Annotated in this window: 20 protein-coding genes; 19 read left to right on the forward strand and 1 reads right to left on the reverse strand. The window is 37.5% G+C overall.

The window, feature by feature from the left end:
• Positions 1 to 3: 3 nt before the first annotated feature.
• Positions 4 to 1,182, reverse strand: a complete 1,179-nt coding sequence (locus IEW44_RS07035; RefSeq protein WP_188614338.1) for a nucleotidyltransferase — start codon at positions 1,180 to 1,182, stop codon at positions 4 to 6.
• Positions 1,183 to 1,310: 128 nt separating this feature from the next.
• Between IEW44_RS07035 and IEW44_RS07040 the strand changes: the two genes are divergently transcribed.
• The 19 genes from IEW44_RS07040 (at position 1,311) to IEW44_RS07130 (ending at position 18,636) form a co-directional block, all read left to right on the forward strand.
• Complete coding sequence (locus IEW44_RS07040; RefSeq protein ID WP_188614339.1) at positions 1,311 to 1,847, forward strand: YceD family protein; 537 nt, start codon at positions 1,311 to 1,313, stop codon at positions 1,845 to 1,847.
• A 23-nt stretch (positions 1,848 to 1,870) separates the two neighbouring features.
• The gene (gene rpmF / locus IEW44_RS07045; protein WP_188614340.1) at positions 1,871 to 2,044 is read left to right on the forward strand and encodes a 50S ribosomal protein L32; all 174 of its coding nucleotides are present in this window, start codon (positions 1,871 to 1,873) and stop codon (positions 2,042 to 2,044) included.
• 120 nt (positions 2,045 to 2,164) lie between these two features.
• Positions 2,165 to 2,929: an enoyl-CoA hydratase/isomerase family protein gene (locus IEW44_RS07050; protein ID WP_188614341.1), complete on the forward strand. Its 765-nt coding sequence runs from the start codon at positions 2,165 to 2,167 to the stop codon at positions 2,927 to 2,929.
• A gap of 78 nt (positions 2,930 to 3,007) precedes the next feature.
• Positions 3,008 to 3,853 (forward strand): ketopantoate reductase family protein, encoded by an 846-nt coding sequence (locus tag IEW44_RS07055; protein WP_188614342.1) that lies wholly within the window; start codon positions 3,008 to 3,010, stop codon positions 3,851 to 3,853.
• The gene (locus tag IEW44_RS07060) at positions 3,850 to 4,242 is read left to right on the forward strand and encodes a DUF3397 family protein (RefSeq protein WP_188614343.1); all 393 of its coding nucleotides are present in this window, start codon (positions 3,850 to 3,852) and stop codon (positions 4,240 to 4,242) included. Before IEW44_RS07055 ends, IEW44_RS07060 begins: the two co-directional genes overlap by 4 nt.
• A 74-nt stretch (positions 4,243 to 4,316) precedes the next feature.
• Positions 4,317 to 5,921 (forward strand): bacillithiol biosynthesis cysteine-adding enzyme BshC, encoded by a 1,605-nt coding sequence (bshC, locus tag IEW44_RS07065; protein WP_188614344.1) that lies wholly within the window; start codon positions 4,317 to 4,319, stop codon positions 5,919 to 5,921.
• Positions 5,922 to 6,103: 182 nt separating this feature from the next.
• Positions 6,104 to 6,535 carry a division/cell wall cluster transcriptional repressor MraZ gene (gene mraZ / locus IEW44_RS07070; RefSeq protein ID WP_188614345.1) on the forward strand — a complete coding sequence of 144 codons (432 nt, stop codon included), beginning with the start codon at positions 6,104 to 6,106 and terminating at the stop codon, positions 6,533 to 6,535.
• 20 nt (positions 6,536 to 6,555) lie between these two features.
• Positions 6,556 to 7,503, forward strand: coding sequence for a 16S rRNA (cytosine(1402)-N(4))-methyltransferase RsmH (gene rsmH / locus IEW44_RS07075; protein WP_188614346.1), 948 nt, complete (start codon positions 6,556 to 6,558; stop codon positions 7,501 to 7,503).
• 6 nt (positions 7,504 to 7,509) lie between these two features.
• The gene (gene ftsL, locus IEW44_RS07080; RefSeq protein ID WP_188614347.1) at positions 7,510 to 7,890 is read left to right on the forward strand and encodes a cell division protein FtsL; all 381 of its coding nucleotides are present in this window, start codon (positions 7,510 to 7,512) and stop codon (positions 7,888 to 7,890) included.
• Between the two features lie 38 nt (positions 7,891 to 7,928).
• Complete coding sequence (locus tag IEW44_RS07085; RefSeq protein ID WP_308421629.1) at positions 7,929 to 10,163, forward strand: peptidoglycan D,D-transpeptidase FtsI family protein; 2,235 nt, start codon at positions 7,929 to 7,931, stop codon at positions 10,161 to 10,163.
• Positions 10,164 to 10,252: 89 nt separating this feature from the next.
• Positions 10,253 to 11,224, forward strand: coding sequence for a phospho-N-acetylmuramoyl-pentapeptide-transferase (gene mraY, locus IEW44_RS07090; RefSeq protein WP_229704191.1), 972 nt, complete (start codon positions 10,253 to 10,255; stop codon positions 11,222 to 11,224).
• Entirely contained in the window at positions 11,224 to 12,570 is a 1,347-nt protein-coding gene (gene murD, locus IEW44_RS07095; protein WP_188614350.1) for a UDP-N-acetylmuramoyl-L-alanine--D-glutamate ligase, read from the forward strand. The genes mraY and murD overlap by 1 nt, the downstream gene beginning before the upstream one ends.
• Positions 12,571 to 12,583: 13 nt before the next feature.
• Positions 12,584 to 13,456: a cell division protein FtsQ/DivIB gene (locus tag IEW44_RS07100; RefSeq protein WP_188614351.1), complete on the forward strand. Its 873-nt coding sequence runs from the start codon at positions 12,584 to 12,586 to the stop codon at positions 13,454 to 13,456.
• The gene (locus tag IEW44_RS07105; protein WP_188614352.1) at positions 13,440 to 14,156 is read left to right on the forward strand and encodes a DUF881 domain-containing protein; all 717 of its coding nucleotides are present in this window, start codon (positions 13,440 to 13,442) and stop codon (positions 14,154 to 14,156) included. The genes IEW44_RS07100 and IEW44_RS07105 overlap by 17 nt, the downstream gene beginning before the upstream one ends.
• Before the next feature lie 21 nt (positions 14,157 to 14,177).
• Positions 14,178 to 14,897, forward strand: coding sequence for a DUF881 domain-containing protein (locus IEW44_RS07110; RefSeq protein ID WP_188614353.1), 720 nt, complete (start codon positions 14,178 to 14,180; stop codon positions 14,895 to 14,897).
• A 4-nt stretch (positions 14,898 to 14,901) separates the two neighbouring features.
• Complete coding sequence (locus IEW44_RS07115; RefSeq protein ID WP_188614354.1) at positions 14,902 to 15,264, forward strand: small basic family protein; 363 nt, start codon at positions 14,902 to 14,904, stop codon at positions 15,262 to 15,264.
• Positions 15,265 to 15,356: 92 nt separating this feature from the next.
• Entirely contained in the window at positions 15,357 to 16,640 is a 1,284-nt protein-coding gene (ftsA, locus tag IEW44_RS07120) for a cell division protein FtsA (RefSeq protein ID WP_188614355.1), read from the forward strand.
• A 36-nt stretch (positions 16,641 to 16,676) separates the two neighbouring features.
• Positions 16,677 to 17,816, forward strand: a complete 1,140-nt coding sequence (ftsZ, locus tag IEW44_RS07125; protein ID WP_188614356.1) for a cell division protein FtsZ — start codon at positions 16,677 to 16,679, stop codon at positions 17,814 to 17,816.
• Positions 17,817 to 17,964: 148 nt separating this feature from the next.
• Entirely contained in the window at positions 17,965 to 18,636 is a 672-nt protein-coding gene (locus IEW44_RS07130) for a YggS family pyridoxal phosphate-dependent enzyme (RefSeq protein ID WP_188614357.1), read from the forward strand.
• Positions 18,637 to 18,651: the final 15 nt, after the last annotated feature.

Raw genomic sequence — 18,651 nt, forward strand, 5'->3', positions numbered from 1 at the left:
CATTCATAAGCGGATGGGTGTTCTTTTATAGTCTGGGGTTAACGCTTGCTTTAAACCTAACGAGTAAATATCAGTAGCCTTACAATCTAGCTGTAGTTGTGTGTTAGTTGTAGCTCCTACACGGCTAATAAGAGGTAATGTAAATTGTTTTTTAAACTGTTTAATATATTGTTGACCGTGTGTAGTCATACCGAGTAGTCGCAAATAAGTGGGTTCTTGATAATGACGTTCTTCTTTGGTTACACCTAATAAAATTTGCGTTAACATGCGTTGTAATCTTGTGCGTGTATAACGTTTCGATTTGAGTGCGGTTATAAATTCAGCAAAACTGTGACAGGTTTTGGCGTATCGTTTTAATGCGTACTCAATGCCTTCTGTTACGTCTGCAAAGTGTTGTAATTGTGTGAGTGATAATTGTAACAATGAAAAACGTAAAAATGGGTACAACTTCTCCCAGTCCATAAATGATGCCTGCTGACGAATAAATTGTTGTAACAATTGTTGAGATGTGGATGGTAGCATAGGTGTAATATCCATGTTTTGTTGCATGGCGTGTCTAATAGCTGTAGCACTAGCAATTGTTTGATGATGAAAGCTTGTATCATGATAATGTGCTGCAATGCGCTGGATGGCTATTGGACGAATGGCTAAAGGTTGTGCAGCTTTAATATATTCAAAGCCTAAAATGTTATTGGGTTGAGTCAAGTCAGCATATGGTGTATTCTCATTACCCGTAAGTTGCGAAAAAGCATACTGCATAGCTTTTGGATAACTAACACCTGTTTTGATTTGTTGTTGAATAAATTGATTGAATCGTACTTGATCTTGCTTTAAAAGATGCCATGTGTTGTAGAATGGTGCGATGTCACCGTCTTCAGTGCCAAAGGCAACATCATGACAACAAGCGGCATCTAATAAAGTTACAGCTCCTTTAGCAAAGTCTTTAGCTTGAGCTGTGCTATAATGAAAGGGAAGCTCAAAAACGATGTCAGCACCATTTAATAAGGCCATTTGCGTTCGTGTCCATTTGTCGACAATAGCAGGTTCACCACGCTGTAAAAATTGTCCACTCATAACGGCAATCACTACAGTTGCTTGTGAGGCTTCTTTTGCTTGTTGAAGGTGATAAAGGTGTCCGTTATGAAAAGGGTTATACTCTACTACAACGCCTACTGCTTGCATAAAAATCCTCCTTTTGTCATAATGTACGTTTATTATACGAGTGAAATGATGGCGTGACAAGAAATTATCTTGACATCTAATTTTCCACATTATATAATCAACATTGTTGTCTTGAGGTGATAAAACGTATGAAATGGTCAATTCATCAATTATCGAAGTTTCGCCGAGACGGAATGCCAATTGATCTTACGGTTCAATTGGACGAAGTGAAAGAGCGAAATAAAGATATTCGTCAAGTTTCGCCTATTCATATAACAGGACTTTGCACATTTAGTGCATCGCAAATGACTTGTCATTTACATTTGAGTGGTGAATTAACATTGCCATGTGCTCGCACATGGGAAGATGTTGTTTATCCATTATCCATTGATACAATTGAAATTTTCAGTTGGATGGATGAAGATATGCGTGGCGATGAAGATTCAGAAGATATTCATTATCTAGAAGATGAAGTCGTCGATTTACAGCCGATATTAGAAGAGTTACTTCTACTATCTGTCCCAATGCAAGTGTTTAAAGAAGGTTCTGAAGAGCGCTCGCGTGAAGGAAAAGGTTGGACATATCAAACAGATGAAGAGCAATTATTGCTTGAAAAAAATGACGAACCAAAAGTGGATCCAAGACTGGCTGATTTAGCTAAGTTTTTTGATCAAACAGATGAATAACAATCTGTAAGGAGGTGCCATTCATGGCTGTACCATTTAGAAGAACTTCTAAAACTGCAAAAAGAAAGCGTCGTACGCATTTCAAATTATCTGTACCTGGTATGGTAGCATGCCCAAACTGTGGTGAAGCTAAATTATCTCACCGCGTATGTAAAGCTTGCGGTCACTACAAAGGTAAAGAAGTAGTAGCAAAATAATACAGTATTCTGCTATTCAGACTGTTAGAGAGACCATGGCTCTCTGGCAGTCTTTTTTTATACATAAAAAATCGTGAAATTATGCTACAATTTTATTTGTAAACAAAGGGGGAAAATAAAATGGCATATCACATTAATAACGAAGCAGGCATTTTAACATTTACGATTGATCGTGAGGAAAAACGTAATGCTGTGAATGACGAAGTAATGGATGGTTTGAAAAAAGTTATTACATATATTCAAACACATGATGATGTACGTTTTTTAGTCATTACAGGCGCGGGAGAGAAATCATTTTGTTCAGGGGGAGATTTATCCGTATTCCATGCTTTAGAAACGGAAGAGCAAGCTTTTGGGATGCTAAGTAAGATGGGGCAAATTTTATACGAACTAGCGACACTGCAAGTACCTACAATTGCTTTGATTAATGGTACGGCTGTTGGTGGTGGTTGTGAAATTGCTACAGCTTGTGATTTTCGTCTAGTAGCCAGTCATGCAAAATGCGGCTTTATTCAAGGTACATTAGCCATAACGAGTGGCTGGGGCGGTGGTACGTATTTATTTGAAAGAGGTTTGCGTCATGATCGCGCTTTAAAAATGCTTATTGATGCCAAACCATATGAAGCCACATTATTACATGATATTGGCTGGGCTATGCGTGTGTTTGAAGGAGATAAAATGGAAGCGTTGAATGTGTTTATTGAACATATGCGCAAAATCCATCCTTCCGTACATCGTGCTTATAAAGAGATTGAGTTGCGTAAATGGCGAGAGCGAAATATGTATGAGCGAGTGATGGAAGAAGTGCGAACTTGTGCTAAACTATGGGAAAGTGAAGCACACCATGCCGCTGTAAATCACTTTTTAACAAAGTCTAAGAAATAATACATCCGTTAAAGAGGAAACCGTGCAAGTTACCGGTTTCTTTTTTTATCATGTCATATCGTAATGGAGGAAGTTACTTTGAAAATAGCGATTATTGGTGCAGGAGCAATTGGCAAGCGGCTGGCTACGATACTAGTACAGCATCATGATCTAACAATGGTAGTACGAAGAGAGCAACAAAAACAAGCGATAGTAACACATGGCATTAAGTTAGAGAATGGACCAACCTTTACCATACCAGCAACGACCACTTTACCAAGTGCATCGGTATATATTGTCACTGTAAAGTCCTATGCTCTACCAGACATTTTACCAATGTTACAACAAATCACTAACGACGCTTCAATACTTTTTTTACAAAATGGCTTGGCACATTTACCATTGTTAAAACAATTACCGAATACTTACGCAGGCACGGTAACAATGGGAGCTCAATCTATCAATGATTTTACAGTGGCAGCAAGAGGTAGCGGGCTATTGCGCATAGCAGCACCTGTCCAACATAAGTTAATGCATTTAAACAGCTTAGCATTGCCTGTAGAGAGCGTTTCGGATACGACCGCACTGTTATGGCAAAAAGCTATTATAAATACGGTAATCAACCCTCTAACAGCGATTATGCGTATCTCTAATGGCGAGCTCTTAACGAATGCATCAGCATATGCTACAATGCAGGCAATCTACAAAGAATTGCAACAAGGTATTCCGCAATATTGTCCACTTGCCCCATTCAACATGATTGAACAAGTATGCCAACAAACGGCATACAACACCTCCTCCATGTTAAGTGATTTTTTGGCTGAGCGTAAAAGTGAAATCAATGAAATTGTAGGTGAAGTATTAGCGTTAGGAAATGCTGAGAAAATGCCAAAGTTAAGCGTAATATATCAGTTGTTACGAGCCATTGAGGAGCGCTATATATGAATATGTTACAAACTATTATAAGTGTATTTTTATTTTGTCCATTCCTTTTATTTATCATGGTTGTAATTATAGAAGTTAAGCGAACTAAACAATTGGCTAAAGCCGTTGGGCGTGCAGCAGATGGTACAACATTATTATTAATTTTTGCAATACCATTATATGTGGAGGCGTTGACAGGGTATGCTGTAGGTTTTGCAACAGCAGCGATATTAGTGATAGTGGCTAGTTTTTTTACAATAGGTGCATGGCGGCATACACAAGAATTAAAGTTTAGTTTATGGTTTAAAAAATTATGGCGCATTTATTTTATAGGTTTAAGTGCATTGTATATTATTATTTTTGTAGTAGGACTACTATTTATGATGGTGCAACCCATTATTAGTTTGTAAGCAGATAAATGTAGATTTTATGATAAAACCGTTAGAATAAATGAAAAAGCAAAAAGAAGTTAGGAGTTATAGGTATGCAAATTTCAACAGTGCGTCCACCTGTTCATAATGCACTTGTGGCAGATTATTTTAAAGGAGATGCAACATTGCAAACGTTTTTTGAGTATCCTTTTCATCAAGATGCGTTTCAAAAACGTTTACAAGAAATATCAAAGAATCAATATCAGCGACAAGCATTGGCGCAATGTATTGAACAAGAAATGGCAAGTTATGGGGTTTCGCCTAAGGCAAAACAGCATATTAAGGCATTGGCAGATGGGGGTTATGCAGTTGTAGGTGGACAACAGGCAGGTGTTTTTACAGGGCCACTTTATGCCGTGCATAAAGCAATCACAGTGATTCAATTAGCGCGTCAACAGAGTGAGGCATTACAAGTACCTGTTGTTCCCGTATTTTGGATTGCTGGTGAGGATCATGATATTGATGAAATCAATCATACGTATACTTTACAAGATACTACGATAGAAAAACGCACATATAAAGATCGTTTTATTGAGAAAACAATGGCTTCAACAACAAAAGTGACAGAGCAAAAGCTACAAGAGCTAGTAGATATTGTTGTTGCTGATTATGGCGAACAGACTTTTACAAAAGCAGTAAAAGCGCAATTAGATCAAGTAACGAAAGCGAAAACATTTACGGACTTTTTCATGATGTTGATGACAGCGTTATTTGCGGATGAAGGTTTATTATTTATCGATGCAGCTAATCCACAACTACGTCAATTAGAGGCAGATTACTTTACACGTTTAATTACACATGCTGAAGAAATTGCACATGTTGTAGTAGAGCAAGAACAAGCATTACAACAAGCAGGTTATGGCACGCCCATTATGGCACAAGCAGATGCAGCAAATTTATTTTACGTAGATAAAGGTGCGCGTTATTTACTGAAACGTGAGGGCTCATCTTATATTTGCGAAAGTAAAGATATCCGTTTTACTTATGATGAATTAATGGCTATTGCACAAGATACACCAGAGAAATTAAGTAATAATGTAGTAACTAGACCATTAATGCAAGAAATGGTGCTACCTGTGTTGGCCTTTGTAGGTGGGCCAGGTGAAATGGCTTATTGGGCAACTTTAAAGCCAGCTTTTCAAATATTAGGTTTGACGATGCCTATCTTTGCGCCGCGTCTACATATCACACTTGTAACGAGACGCACACAATTTGCACTGCAACAATTAGATTTAACAGTAGAAGATGTTTTTCAAGGTAAAGATGAAACAGAGCGTGAACAATTTATTACGAAACAAACTAATCAAGAGGCGTTGCAACAATTAGATGAGATCACGGCTATGTTGCAAGAGCAATATGCAAGTTTACAAACACAGCTTTCACCTGCCTTACAACGCATTGCAAAGAAAAATACTGCATATCACCAACAACAGATTGCTTATTTAATGAAAAAAATTCAGCAAGAAACAATGGAGAAACATCAAGCGAAATTACGTCAGTATGAATTAGTGAGAAATGAATTGCTACCGAATGGTGGTTTACAAGAACGTGTTTACAATCCTTATCAGTTTATAGCATTTAATGGTACAGGATGGGTAAAAAATATGTGCGCAATAAATTGTGAAATAGATAGTAATCATTATGTTGTTTTATTATAAATGAAGAGTAAAGACCTAATACTTAACATCTAGTGTGAACTAGATGTTATTTTTGTAGGCAAAAAGATGTTAATCATAATTGAGAGAATATTCTTAAATGCGATGAGATGCTAGATTATTGCTAATATTTGTGGAGGAAAGTGGGGGAATGTGGTACATTATTTTATATGGTGGTGAGAACTATGTTCATGGGTGAATTTGAGCACACACTAGATGATAAAGGGCGTTTAACCGTTCCTGCAAAAATGCGAGGACAATTAGGTGAAACGTTTATTATTACACGAGGGTTTGATGGTTGCTTATTTGTTTATCCACGCCATGAATGGCACACCATCGAAGATAAAGTGAAAAAATTACCGATGACTAAAAAAGAGGCAAGAATCTTTGCCCGACTGTTTTTTTCTGGTGCTATAGAAGTAAAGCTAGATCGTCAAGGTAGAGTAAACATACCTCAGCACTTATTGCAATATGCACAGATTATGAAACATTGTATGTTGATTGGTGTGGCAACGAGAGTGGAGATCTGGGCACAGGAAACATGGCAGACATACCTTGAAGCATCGACTCAAGTGTTTAATGATATTACAGAAGACATAGTAGATTTTGATGGATAATAATTGGAGGAATTTGTTTTATGTTTGATCATACAACTGTATTATTACGTGAAACGGTTGATGGATTAAACATTCAACCGAATGGTATTTATGTGGACTGTACACTAGGTGGTGCAGGTCATAGTGAATACTTAGCAAGTCAATTAGGCGCAGAAGGTCGCTTGATTTGCTTTGATCAGGATATTATTGCGATAAATAATGCAAAAAAACGTTTAGCTCCCTATATTGAAAGGGTAACATTCATACATGCAAACTTTCGCAATTTAAAAGACGAATTAGCAGCAATTGGCGTTGAACAAGTTGATGGTATTTTATATGATTTAGGCGTTTCTTCACCACAGTTAGATACACCTGAGCGAGGATTTAGTTATCATAATGACGCCAAGCTCGACATGCGTATGGACCAGCGTTCACAACTTTCAGCATACGAGGTTGTTAATGACTGGGCGTATGAAGACTTAGTACGCATTTTCTTCCGCTATGGTGAGGAGAAATTCTCGAAACAAATTGCGCGTAAAATTGAAGCAGCTCGTGAGCAAAAGCCAATTGAAACGACCGCAGAACTTGTTGAATTAATAAAAGAAGGTATACCAGCAGCTGCAAGACGTAAAGGTGGTCATCCTGCTAAAAGAGTGTTCCAAGCCATTCGTATAGCTGTAAATGATGAATTAGGCGCAGCTGAACAATCATTAACAGAAGCGATTGAGACAATTAAAGTTGGCGGAAGAATAAGTGTAATCACATTCCACTCATTAGAAGATCGTTTATGTAAAACCATTTTTAAAGAAGCATCTTCACTTCCCGAATTACCCCCTAACTTACCTATTGTACCGGAACATTTAAAACCTATATTACGTTTAGTAAATCGCAAGCCGATATTACCGAGTGAGGAGGAATTAGCAGTAAACAACCGCGCTCGATCAGCTAAGTTGCGTATTGCAGAGAAATTAACGGACAAAGGGATGTGATGACTTATGGCAGAACGTGCATATTATAGTGCGATTCCACAAAATCAACCACAGAGGCAACCTGAGCAACAGCCACGACAAACACCGAAGCAACAGCCATCTCATAAGCCTAAAAAACATACGAAACTGGAAAAGTTTCTTTTTGTTTTTACATTAGTACTTCTATTAGGCTTAGCAACATTAGTCGTTAGCCGTCAAACACAAATTCATGCAATCTCACGTGATATCCAAGCGAAAGAGATTTCGATTGGAAAAGTACAAGAACAAAATAGCGAATTGAAAATGCAGGTGAACGAATTATCCCAACCCGAACGTATTTGGGAAATAGCGAAAAGTTTAGGCTTAACACAAAATGAGCATAACGTAAAGGTAGTGCCTGTGAAATGAAAAAAAGGAAACTTCGATTCCAGTGGGGAGCTCTACTATTGTTTGCAATCTTTAGTGTGCTCTTTTTCGTTTTATATGTAAGGATTGTATCTATTCAAGCGACAGGAGAAGTAAAGGGGCAAGATTTAAAAGAGTGGGCTGAAAAAGCTCGAGCGCGCTCATATCCTCTCTATGCCGAACGTGGTCGTATTTTAGATGCAGACGGTAAAGTGATTGCAGAAGACACTATGACGTATCGTTTACAAGCGGTTATTCAAACGACTACGCCAAAAGATGAGCGTCCGCACTACGTAAAAGATAAAAAAAATACAGCCAAAGTATTGGCAAAACATATTGATGCAACAGAAGATGAGGTTTATGCTATTTTACAAAATGATAAAGCTTTTCAAGTAGAGTTCGGTTCAGCAGGTAAGGGCTTGACATCGCAAGTAAAAAAAGCCATTGAAAAAGAAAAATTACCTGGTATTATTTTTGAACGAGAAATTAAAAGAAATCATCCCAATGGCGTTTTTGCCTCACATTTAATCGGTTATGCAAAGCCAACACAACAAGATAATGGCAATAATGTTTTGAAAGGTGAAATGGGATTAGAAGCTACTTACGATAAGCAATTAACAGGTAAAGATGGTAAGGTGCAGTATGAGGGGGATATTTATTCTTATCTTTTACCTAATAGTAAGAAAAATATTCAAGAACCTCAAAATGGTAATGATATTTATTTAACATTAATTAAAAATATTCAAAACCAACTTGAAGAGGAAATGGATCAAGTGTTTAAAGACTATCAGCCTAAAGCAATGAATGCGATCGTAGTAGACCCTAAAACAGGTAGAATTTTAGCAATGTCACAGCGTCCTACGTTTAATCCTGATACTTTACAAGGTGAAGGGATGAGTTGGTTAAATGCGCCTGTTGAGCAAACGATCGAGCCAGGTTCTACAATGAAGATGTTTACATTAGCAGCCGCAGTTGATTCTGGCAACTGGGCGCCTAATAATTACTACCAATCTGGCCGATATAAAGTAGGAAATAACACAATTAATGACCATAACTTTCAAGGGTGGGGCACTATTTCATATTTAGAAGGTTTTCAACGTTCTTCTAATACAGCGATGACCAATTTGTTAGATAGCATGGGGCCAAAAATATTTTATGACTACTTGGATCGCTTTGGCTTTGGTAAAAAAACGGGCATTGACTTACCAAGAGAAGCGAATGGTGTATTATTGGATGGCACACCGATTGAGCAATATACAACAACATTTGGGCAAGGGAGTACTACAACACCCATTCAGATGGTACAAGCTGCAACAGCTATTGCTAATGACGGTACAATGATGAAACCATATGTTATTGATAAAGTAGTAGACCGAGATACTGGTGAAGTGGTAACACAACATAAGCCAGAAGAAAATGGTAAACCCGTCAGTGCAGAAACGGCAAAGACAGTACGAGATGTCTTAGCTTCTACAGTCACTTCTAAAGTAGGTTCAGCGCAAAATTTTAAATTAGAAGAATATGAGGTAGCAGGTAAAACAGCTACAGCGCAAGTACCTAGAGAAGATGGACAAGGGTATTATGCTTTTGACAATAACAATTTCTTATATGGTTTTTTAGGGATGGCTCCAAAAGATGACCCTAAACTACTCATATATGTGGACATTACTATGCCACAATTAGCAGAAGGAGAGTATGGTTCTAAGCCAGTCTCAAAAGTGTTCAATTCTGTTATGTTAAGCAGTTTGAAATATTTAAATGTAAATCCTAATGAAGTTAAACCAACAAAGACTTATGAAATGGAAGATTATACAGGTCGTTCTTTAGCTGAAGTACAGTTGAAATTGGAAAGTGAAGGTTTACAGCCTATTGTTATTGGACAAAGTGGCAAAATTACAGAGCAGTTTCCACAAGCGGGTACAGCTGTTGTAGAAGGTACAAAAGTATATTTAAAAACGAGTGGTACAATCACCTTGCCTTCTTTTGAAGGATGGTCTTTACAAAATGTGTTAGCTTATCAAGCATTGTCAGGTTTAACATTAGAAGTAAGTGGTGAAGGCTTTGTGGTAACACAAAGTATATCGGCAGGTACGGATGTTCAAGCCGAGATGCCTATCGTATTAAAATTAGAGACACCAACAGAAATGTATGAACCGAAACCACAAATTGAGGAACAACCTCTCACTCCTAAACAACCAGACGGTTATGTTGAAGAAGAGGAAACACCCCAAGAGCAGCCAGACCGTCAAGAAATTCATCCTGATGGCGTTGGATAATCACATGTCGTAAGTGACGGAAGGGTGTCTGTGTACAGACACCCTTTTAGCATGTACATACTGAGGAGAAATAAAGGAGATTTATGATGATGACAGTAGGAGAAATTGTAATAACTATTTTAGTGGCTATTGTAATAACAGCCATATTGGCACCGATAGGAATCCCTATTTTACGCCGCTTAAAGTTCGGACAGAGCATCCGAGAAGAAGGCCCACAATCACATATGAAAAAAGCAGGTACGCCAACGATGGGTGGCTTAATTTTCCTTATTTCAATCGTGGTTGTCACAATTGTCTTAGGGCTTATGATGAATCACTTCACAACACAAACTACGATTTTGTTGTTAGTGTTTGCAGGATTTGGCGTGATTGGATTTTTAGATGATGGTTTAAAAGTTATTTTTAAAAGAAATTTAGGATTGACGTCATTACAAAAGCTAATTGGTCAAATTATTATTGCTATTATTGCATATTTGTTACTGCGTGGTAATGATTTTGATACAACTGTAACGATACCGTTAACCAATTTTGATGTAGATTTAGGTATGCTGTATGTAGCCTTTTTAATCTTCTGGTTAGTAGGTTTTTCAAATGCTGTGAATTTAACTGATGGTCTTGATGGTCTTGTATCTGGTCTCTCTACGATTGCATTTGCCGCATATGGTGTCATCGCGCTTTATCAGCAACAAGCTGATGTCGCTTTATTTGCCTTCACGGTAGCAGGTGCTATGTTTGCCTTTTTATTATTTAATAAAAATCCAGCTAAAGTGTTTATGGGAGATACAGGGTCATTAGCTCTTGGCGGTGCCATTGCAATGTTATCTGTTGTTACAAAGACGGAACTTCTCCTTCTCATCATTGGTCTAGTATTTGTAATAGAGACGCTATCCGTCATTTTACAAGTAGGTAGCTTTAAATTACGAGGTAAACGTATTTTTAAAATGAGTCCTTTACACCATCACTATGAACTTTCAGGATGGTCTGAGTGGAAGGTTGTTATTGTCTTTTGGACAGTTGGATTACTTGTAAGTGTAATTGGCGTATTGATGGAGGTTATGTGATGAAAAATTATACAGGATTACAACATAAAAAAGTATTAGTGTTAGGATTAGCTAAAAGTGGTGTAGCAGCCGCAGAATTATTACATGATTTAGGGGCTTTTGTTACCGTGAATGATGCCAAGCCATTTGATGAGAATAGTGAAGCACAGTCCTTATTACAAAAAGGTATTACAGTCATTTGTGGTCGACATCCAGAAGATTTATTAGACGAAGGTTTTGAACTGATTGTGAAAAACCCTGGAATACCTTACCATAATTTTATTATTCAAGATGCCATTAATCGTAATATTCCTGTTTGGACAGAGATTGAATTAGCCTATTTAGTAAGTGAAGCACCTATGATTGGGATTACAGGCTCAAACGGAAAAACAACAACAACAACGCTCATTTATGAAATGCTACAAAAAGCAGGCGAAAAACCACTAGTAGCAGGTAATATTGGGACAGTTGCTTGTGGTGTAGCGAGAGAGGCTACATCTGATCATTTTATTGTAACAGAGCTATCGTCGTTTCAATTAATGGGGGTTGAAACGTTTAAGCCGAAAATTGCTGTTTTAACCAATTTATATGAGGCACATTTAGATTACCATGGCTCTTTTGAGGCATATGCAGATGCTAAATTTGCCGTTACTGCTCAACAAGATAGCAGTGATTATTTTATTTATAACGCTGATCAACCGACTGTGGCAGCTTATGCGGAGAAAACGAAAGCGCAAACAGTTCCTTTCACTGTAAATGGAAGAACGGATGAAGGGATTAGTGCAGACCAACAGTATATTTATTGGCATGGGCAAGCCATTTTAGAAAGAGCAGCTATTAAATTACCTGGTCAACATAATTTGGAAAATATTTTAGCAGCTGTAGCTACTTGTCTACTGCTAGGTAGTGAAGTTGAACCATTAAATGAAGTGTTGCATCACTTTGGTGGTGTGAAACACCGTACACAATTTGTTAAAGAATGGCAAGGTATTCGTTTTTACAATGACTCAAAAGCAACGAATAGTTTAGCGACAAAAAGTGCATTAGAAGCTTTTGCTGCACCGACTATTTTATTAGCAGGTGGTTTAGAACGTAACCATAGTTTAGAAGAGTTAACATCTTCACTGACGAATGTTCGTATGGCTATTTTATTTGGTGAAACAAAACGCAGGTTTGCTGAATTTTTTGAAGCACACCATATCCCAACTCAATTAGTTGAGAATGTAGAACAAGCCGTACCACTCGCTATAAAACAAGCAACAGCAGGTGATGTTGTCTTATTATCTCCAGCGTGTGCAAGTTGGGACCAATACGAAAGCTTTGAAATACGAGGCGATGCTTTCATAAACGCAATTAACGAACTGTAGGGGGTGTATGCGGATGGATAAGAAAGTAATTGATATTGAAGAACGCATTCCACAACTAAAGCAAAAGCGAAAACGTAAAAAGAATACAAAGTTTATTGTGTTATTACTTATACTCTTACTCTTATTATCCGCATTCCTTTATTTTCAATCATCATTTAGTAAAATTAAGCGTATTACGATAAATGGTGCAGAGTTACTCAGTAAAGAAGCTTACCTAGACCTATTAACCTTTCAAGAAGGAGATAGTATGTGGCGTTTGCCAGTAGATCGTGCAATCCAAAATATTGAAAAATCAAATATGGTTAAAAAAGTAACGATTAAAAGAAAATGGCCGCAACAAGTAAATGTTACCGTAAAAGAATGGAAGCATGTAGCTTATGTAAGGCAGGATACCATATATAAAGGTGTATTAGAGAGTGGTCGCATTTATCAATCAAAATATGATTTACCAATTGACGCACCTATTATTAGTGGTTTTACTAAACGTGCAGAAAGGGAAGCGGTGGCACAACAGCTAGTGAAATTACCTAGTGAAGTCACTTTATTAATTTCTCAAATTGAGAATAGTAGTACTAAAAAATCACCTAACCGTGTGCATTTATATATGAATGATGGCTTTGAAGTCTATGCATCTATGGATACATTCGCAAAGAAAATGAAGTACTATCCAGAGTTTGTATCGCAAATCCCTGTTGGAGAAAAAGGTACTATTGATTTAGAGGTAGGCAGTTATTATCGCCCTTTTAAAGAGCAGTATGATGCCGAAAAACCAAGCGAAGAGCAACAGTTGATGGATGGAGAAGAAATATCTCAGGAAAATCAAGGGGATGCGCCTGAAACACAAGGTACTGAAGAGGAAGTGGAGGCAGATGAAACGACCGAATAAAAAGATATTTTCACGTAAACAGTTTGTTATTCTTATTGTTTTTATTAGTGTGGGTTTTATTATCGGCTATTCCTATGATTTAACGAAAGAGAAAAGAATTGCTGGCAAAGTGGATTCACAACAATTAGTTCGGGAAGATGTATATCGAGAAGAATTAATTAATCAACAAGAAAGAAATAAAGAATTAAGTGAAGAAGTAGATCAACTACAACAATCCATACGTGCTAATGAAAAGTTGTTGATTGAAGGTCAAGAGCATGCTGAACAATATGTAAAACGAGCTGAGGATTTACGTTTATATTTAGGCGATATTCCATCTAAAGGAAAAGGTGTACGCGTATTATTAGAGGATGCAGCCTATGATCCTAAGCATGCCAATCCTAATGACTACATTGTGCATGAAAGCCATGTTTTTAGTGTAATTAATGAATTGAAAATAGCAGGAGCAGAAGCAATTGCAGTAAATGGCAAGCGGCTGAATGCTAATTCTTATATCCGTTGTACAGGGCCTGTTATCGTAGTGGATGGCCAACAGTTTCCAGCACCTTTTATAGTAGAGGCCGTTGGTGAACAGAAAACACTCAGTGCTTCGTTAAATTTGCGAGGTGGTATTATTGACCAATTGTTACATGATAATATTGTGGTCACAATTGAAGAGAATGATAATATCGCAATGCCTTCTACAAATGCCGAGAATTGACGCTAGCTAGGAGGAACGAGAATGAAAAAGAATTATTATACCCGCATTACAATTATTTTGTTTATTATTGGTTTAATGATGACTGTGCTCTATAATACTGTCTCTGACCCTAAAGAGCGAGATACGCGTGATGTGTGGGCAATTCGAGAAGAGTTGGCAGAAGAGAAAAAACGCCACTCGGATTTATTGGAAGAGATTCGCACATTGAACGAAGTAATGAAGCGCTATGAAGAAATCACACAAAGTACACCTGAGGTGGTTTTAAAACAAACAATAGAGGAATTAGAAACAAAGGTAGGTTTACGCCGTTACGAAGGTCCAGGTTTAACCTTAACGATTATGCCATCAAATGAAGCAAAGGCAACGGGTAAACCATTGAAACCAATACCACCCGGTTTACTCATACAATTAACTAATCAGCTGTACGAGTATAAAGCTATAGCTATTGAAATTGACAATAAAAGGCTAACACAAAACTCGGCTATTCGAGATGTGAATGGTAAAACAAGCATTAATAGCGAAGCCATAACCATGCCACCTTTTGACATTAAGGTGGCAACTACTACAATAGAAGATGCTAGCAAACTGCAAAGCCAATTGCTAGGTTCATCTATTGTGGATTACTTTTATTTGGATGATTTATTATTAAAAGTAGAGGAAGTACAAGCCAATATACAATTATCTCCCTCAGAACAGCCATTCCAAATAAAATATTTACAAGAAGTAAACGAAAGGGATTGATTTAATGTGGCTACCGTTGCTAGGACTGTTACTAGGATTAGCACTGGGACTTTTAACAGACATGCAAATCCCAGTAGTTTATCAAAATTATTTATCCATTGCGGTATTAGCAGCATTGGACACACTTTTGGGAGGGATTAGAGCTCAATTACAAGGCGTTTATGACGATAAAGTATTTGTTACAGGTTTTTTCTTTAACGTCTTATTAGCAGCAGGGTTAGCCTTCCTAGGAGTTCATTTAGGTGTTGATTTATATTTAGCAGCCATCTTTGCGTTCGGTGTGCGTTTATTCCAAAATATCGCCGTTATAAGACGAATTTTACTTGCTAAATGGGATGCACACAAAAATACAGCAAAAAACAAATAAAAATAGTAGAAATATAAGAATTTACTTAGACAAAGTTATGAAGTTACAATAAAATGAAAACAGGAAGGAATTACAAGAGGAGGTGCAACGAGATGAGTTCACAGGAATTTTATACAGCGATAGATGTTGGTTCTTCTAGCATAAAAGTTGTAATTGGTGAGATGAGAAATAGCCAACTCCACGTGATAGGAGAAAGCAGTGTACGTTCTGAAGGTCTACGTAAAGGCATTGTCGTAGATATTGAAGAGGCAGTTCGTTCTGTTAAAGAAGCGGTTGCACAAGCAGAACGAATGACAGGATTACAAGTGACAAATGCTGTTGTCGGTATCTCAGCGCAACAAGCAGACCTACAGCATGTTAGAGGTGTTGTTACCGTAAGTAATCAAGAGATTACAGATGAAGATTTACAACGTGTTATGCAATCGGCTAAAGAGTATAAGTTAGCAGAAGGCAGAGAACTCGTAAATGTTGTGCCAATGTATTTTACTGTGGATACTAGTAAAGGCATTACAGACCCTAGAGGGATGTTAGGTGTAAGATTAGAAGTTGATGCTACAATGATTACAACGTCAACCACGTTATTACATAACGTTTTAACATGTGTAGAGCGTGCAGGTGTGGAAGTGCGTGATATTTATTTCCAACCTTTAGTAGTAGGATACACGGCATTAACAAAAGACGAAAAACAACAGGGCACCGCTTGTATTGATATTGGTGGTGGCTCAACTACATTAACTTTATATCAAGATGGCATCTTACAAAAGACCGCTGTTATTCCACTTGGTGGTGATACCATCACACAAGATATTGCTATTGTTTTAAAAACAACCACTGCACAAGCAGAACAGATTAAACAGCGTTATGGGCACGCTTTTTATGAAGATGCAGCAGAAAATGAGTTTTTCGAGGTAGCAATTGAGGGTACAGATACTATAGCAGAGTACAGTGAAAGATATTTATCTGAGATTATTGGGGCGCGTTTAGCAGAGATTTTTGATTTTGTTATTGATGAGCTTGCGAGAATGAATATACAAGATGTGCCAGGTGGTATTGTTTTAACAGGTGGTGTAGCAGCAATGGAAGGAATTGCTCCTTTAGCTCGCCAAGTTATGCAAACACGTGTTAGAATTTATTCACCACAGTTTATCTCAGTACGAGAGCCTGGGTACGCTACAGCAGTTGGATTAATTGATTATGCACATAAACAAGATACATTTTTCCGACGTACTTTTGAGAGCAGTGTGACATCCTCGACGCAGGTAGAACCAGATACTACACCAATGTATCAAGAACAAGTATCAGAGGAACCCGAGGAAAAACAAGATGGCAAATTTAAAAAGATGATAAAAAAATTCTATGACGGTATTTTCGAGTAAACGGAAAAGGCTGATTTCACGGTAGGAGGAATAAACATGGGTACTTTGGATTTTGATACGAACATCGATCAAATGGCAGTAATAAAAGTAATTGGTGTTGGTGGCGGTGGTAACAACGCTGTAAATCGCATGATTGAACATGGTGTACAAGGCGTTGATTTTATCGCTGTAAACACAGATGCACAAGCTTTAGAAATGTCTAAAGCCAATGCACGTTTACAAATTGGTACAAAATTAACACGTGGGTTAGGTGCAGGTGCTAATCCTGAGGTAGGCAAAAAAGCTGCTGAAGAGAGTCGTGAGCAACTAGAAGAAATGCTAGCAGGAGCAGATATGGTATTCGTTACAGCTGGCATGGGGGGCGGCACAGGAACAGGAGCAGCACCTGTGATTGCACAAATTGCACATGAAATTGGTGCATTGACGGTAGGTGTTGTCACAAAGCCATTCATTTTTGAAGGAGCAAAAAGACAAAAGCAAGCTATGGGAGGTATTGCAGCATTAAAAGAAGCTGTCGATACGTTAATTGTTATTCCAAATGATAAATTGCTTGAGATTGTAGACAAAAACACACCAATGCTTGAAGCATTTAGCGCAGCAGATAATGTATTACGTCAAGGTGTACAAGGTATTTCAGATTTAATTGCAACACCAGGACTTATTAACTTAGACTTTGCAGATGTTAAAACAATCATGTCAAATAAAGGATCAGCATTAATGGGTATTGGTATTGCTACTGGTGAGAATCGCGCAGCGGAAGCAGCCAAAAAGGCGATTTCTAGCCCATTGCTAGAGTCTTCTATTGCAGGTGCAAAAGGCGTGTTAATGAATATTACAGGTGGTTCAAACTTAAGCTTATATGAAGTACAAGAAGCAGCTCAAATTGTGGCTTCTGCTTCAGATGAAGAAGTAAATATGATTTTTGGTTCGGTTATTAATGATAACTTAAAAGAGGAAATCATTGTTACTGTAATTGCTACGGGTTTTAGTGAAGATAATCAAAATACATCTCCATCACAACGAAAGCCATTGCATCGTGAGCAAGTGGAAACACAAACACGACAAGAGCCGATTCGTCAAACACCAAGTTATGAGCAACCTACAACTCCTACACAAAATCATGCAGATAATGATATTGATATTCCTGCATTCTTACGTAAAAGAAGACAAAACTAATATGAGAATATCGTTCTAAAACGATAAAAAAGGCTGTCGTGTATATTAAATACGCGATGGCCTTTTGCTTTGCTGGGGTAATACATTGCTAAATGATACAACGCTTGTTACAATAAAGTTAAATTACTATTGAAAAGTTGGGGAGAAATTGACAAAAATAGTAGACAATTTAATTACTATCACTGAGAAAATTGAAAAAGCAAAACAACAGCGTATAAGTCCACAAGAAGTTACACTTATTGCTGTTACAAAATCCGTATCATTAGAGCGTACACAAGAAGCAGTGGATGCCAATATCACATCATTAGGTGAAAATCGTCCAGAAGGTTTATTAAATAAACATGAGGGTATAACTGGAGAAGTAACTTGGCATTATATTGGTTCGTTACAAACGAGAAAAGTGAAACAAATTATTGACCAAGTGGATTATATCCATTCATTAGACCGACTAAGTCTAGCACAAGAAATTAATAAACGAGCTTCTAAAAAAATAAAATGCTTTGTACAAGTAAATGTTTCGGGTGAACAATCGAAACATGGTTTAGTGAAAGAAGAAGTACAGCCATTTATTGAGTCACTTAAAACGTATGAACATATTGAAGTGGTAGGCTTAATGACAATGGCGCCATTCACAGAAGACGAAACACTTATTCGCCATGTTTTTAAAGAGTTGAAAACATTACAAGTTGAGATTGCAGCTATGCAGTTTGCTCATGCCCCTTGTTTAGAGTTATCGATGGGTATGTCTAATGACTATGAAATCGCCATTGAAGAAGGAGCTACGTTTGTACGAATTGGCACAGCCTTGGTCGGCGATTGAAAGCGAGGTTTTTGA

Origin of the sequence: Lysinibacillus alkalisoli, assembly GCF_014643595.1 — a bacterium.
Taxonomy (GTDB): Bacteria; Bacillota; Bacilli; order Bacillales_A; family Planococcaceae; genus Metalysinibacillus; species Metalysinibacillus alkalisoli.

Bases quoted from the DNA above. Each gene is read 5' to 3' on its own strand.
- IEW44_RS07110 (WP_188614353.1), top strand. From the start codon at position 14,178: ATGAAAAAGAATTATTATACCCGCATTACAATTATTTTGTTTATTATT.
- rpmF (WP_188614340.1), top strand. From the start codon at position 1,871: ATGGCTGTACCATTTAGAAGAACTTCTAAAACTGCAAAAAGAAAGCGT.
- ftsA (WP_188614355.1), top strand. From the start codon at position 15,357: ATGAGTTCACAGGAATTTTATACAGCGATAGATGTTGGTTCTTCTAGC.
- bshC (WP_188614344.1), top strand. From the start codon at position 4,317: ATGCAAATTTCAACAGTGCGTCCACCTGTTCATAATGCACTTGTGGCA.
- IEW44_RS07060 (WP_188614343.1), top strand. From the start codon at position 3,850: ATGAATATGTTACAAACTATTATAAGTGTATTTTTATTTTGTCCATTC.
- IEW44_RS07050 (WP_188614341.1), top strand. From the start codon at position 2,165: ATGGCATATCACATTAATAACGAAGCAGGCATTTTAACATTTACGATT.
- IEW44_RS07035 (WP_188614338.1), bottom strand. From the start codon at position 1,182: ATGCAAGCAGTAGGCGTTGTAGTAGAGTATAACCCTTTTCATAACGGA.
- mraY (WP_229704191.1), top strand. From the start codon at position 10,253: ATGACAGTAGGAGAAATTGTAATAACTATTTTAGTGGCTATTGTAATA.
- mraZ (WP_188614345.1), top strand. From the start codon at position 6,104: ATGTTCATGGGTGAATTTGAGCACACACTAGATGATAAAGGGCGTTTA.
- IEW44_RS07040 (WP_188614339.1), top strand. From the start codon at position 1,311: ATGAAATGGTCAATTCATCAATTATCGAAGTTTCGCCGAGACGGAATG.
- rsmH (WP_188614346.1), top strand. From the start codon at position 6,556: ATGTTTGATCATACAACTGTATTATTACGTGAAACGGTTGATGGATTA.
- ftsZ (WP_188614356.1), top strand. From the start codon at position 16,677: ATGGGTACTTTGGATTTTGATACGAACATCGATCAAATGGCAGTAATA.
- murD (WP_188614350.1), top strand. From the start codon at position 11,224: ATGAAAAATTATACAGGATTACAACATAAAAAAGTATTAGTGTTAGGA.
- IEW44_RS07105 (WP_188614352.1), top strand. From the start codon at position 13,440: ATGAAACGACCGAATAAAAAGATATTTTCACGTAAACAGTTTGTTATT.
- IEW44_RS07100 (WP_188614351.1), top strand. From the start codon at position 12,584: ATGGATAAGAAAGTAATTGATATTGAAGAACGCATTCCACAACTAAAG.
- ftsL (WP_188614347.1), top strand. From the start codon at position 7,510: ATGGCAGAACGTGCATATTATAGTGCGATTCCACAAAATCAACCACAG.
- IEW44_RS07115 (WP_188614354.1), top strand. From the start codon at position 14,902: ATGTGGCTACCGTTGCTAGGACTGTTACTAGGATTAGCACTGGGACTT.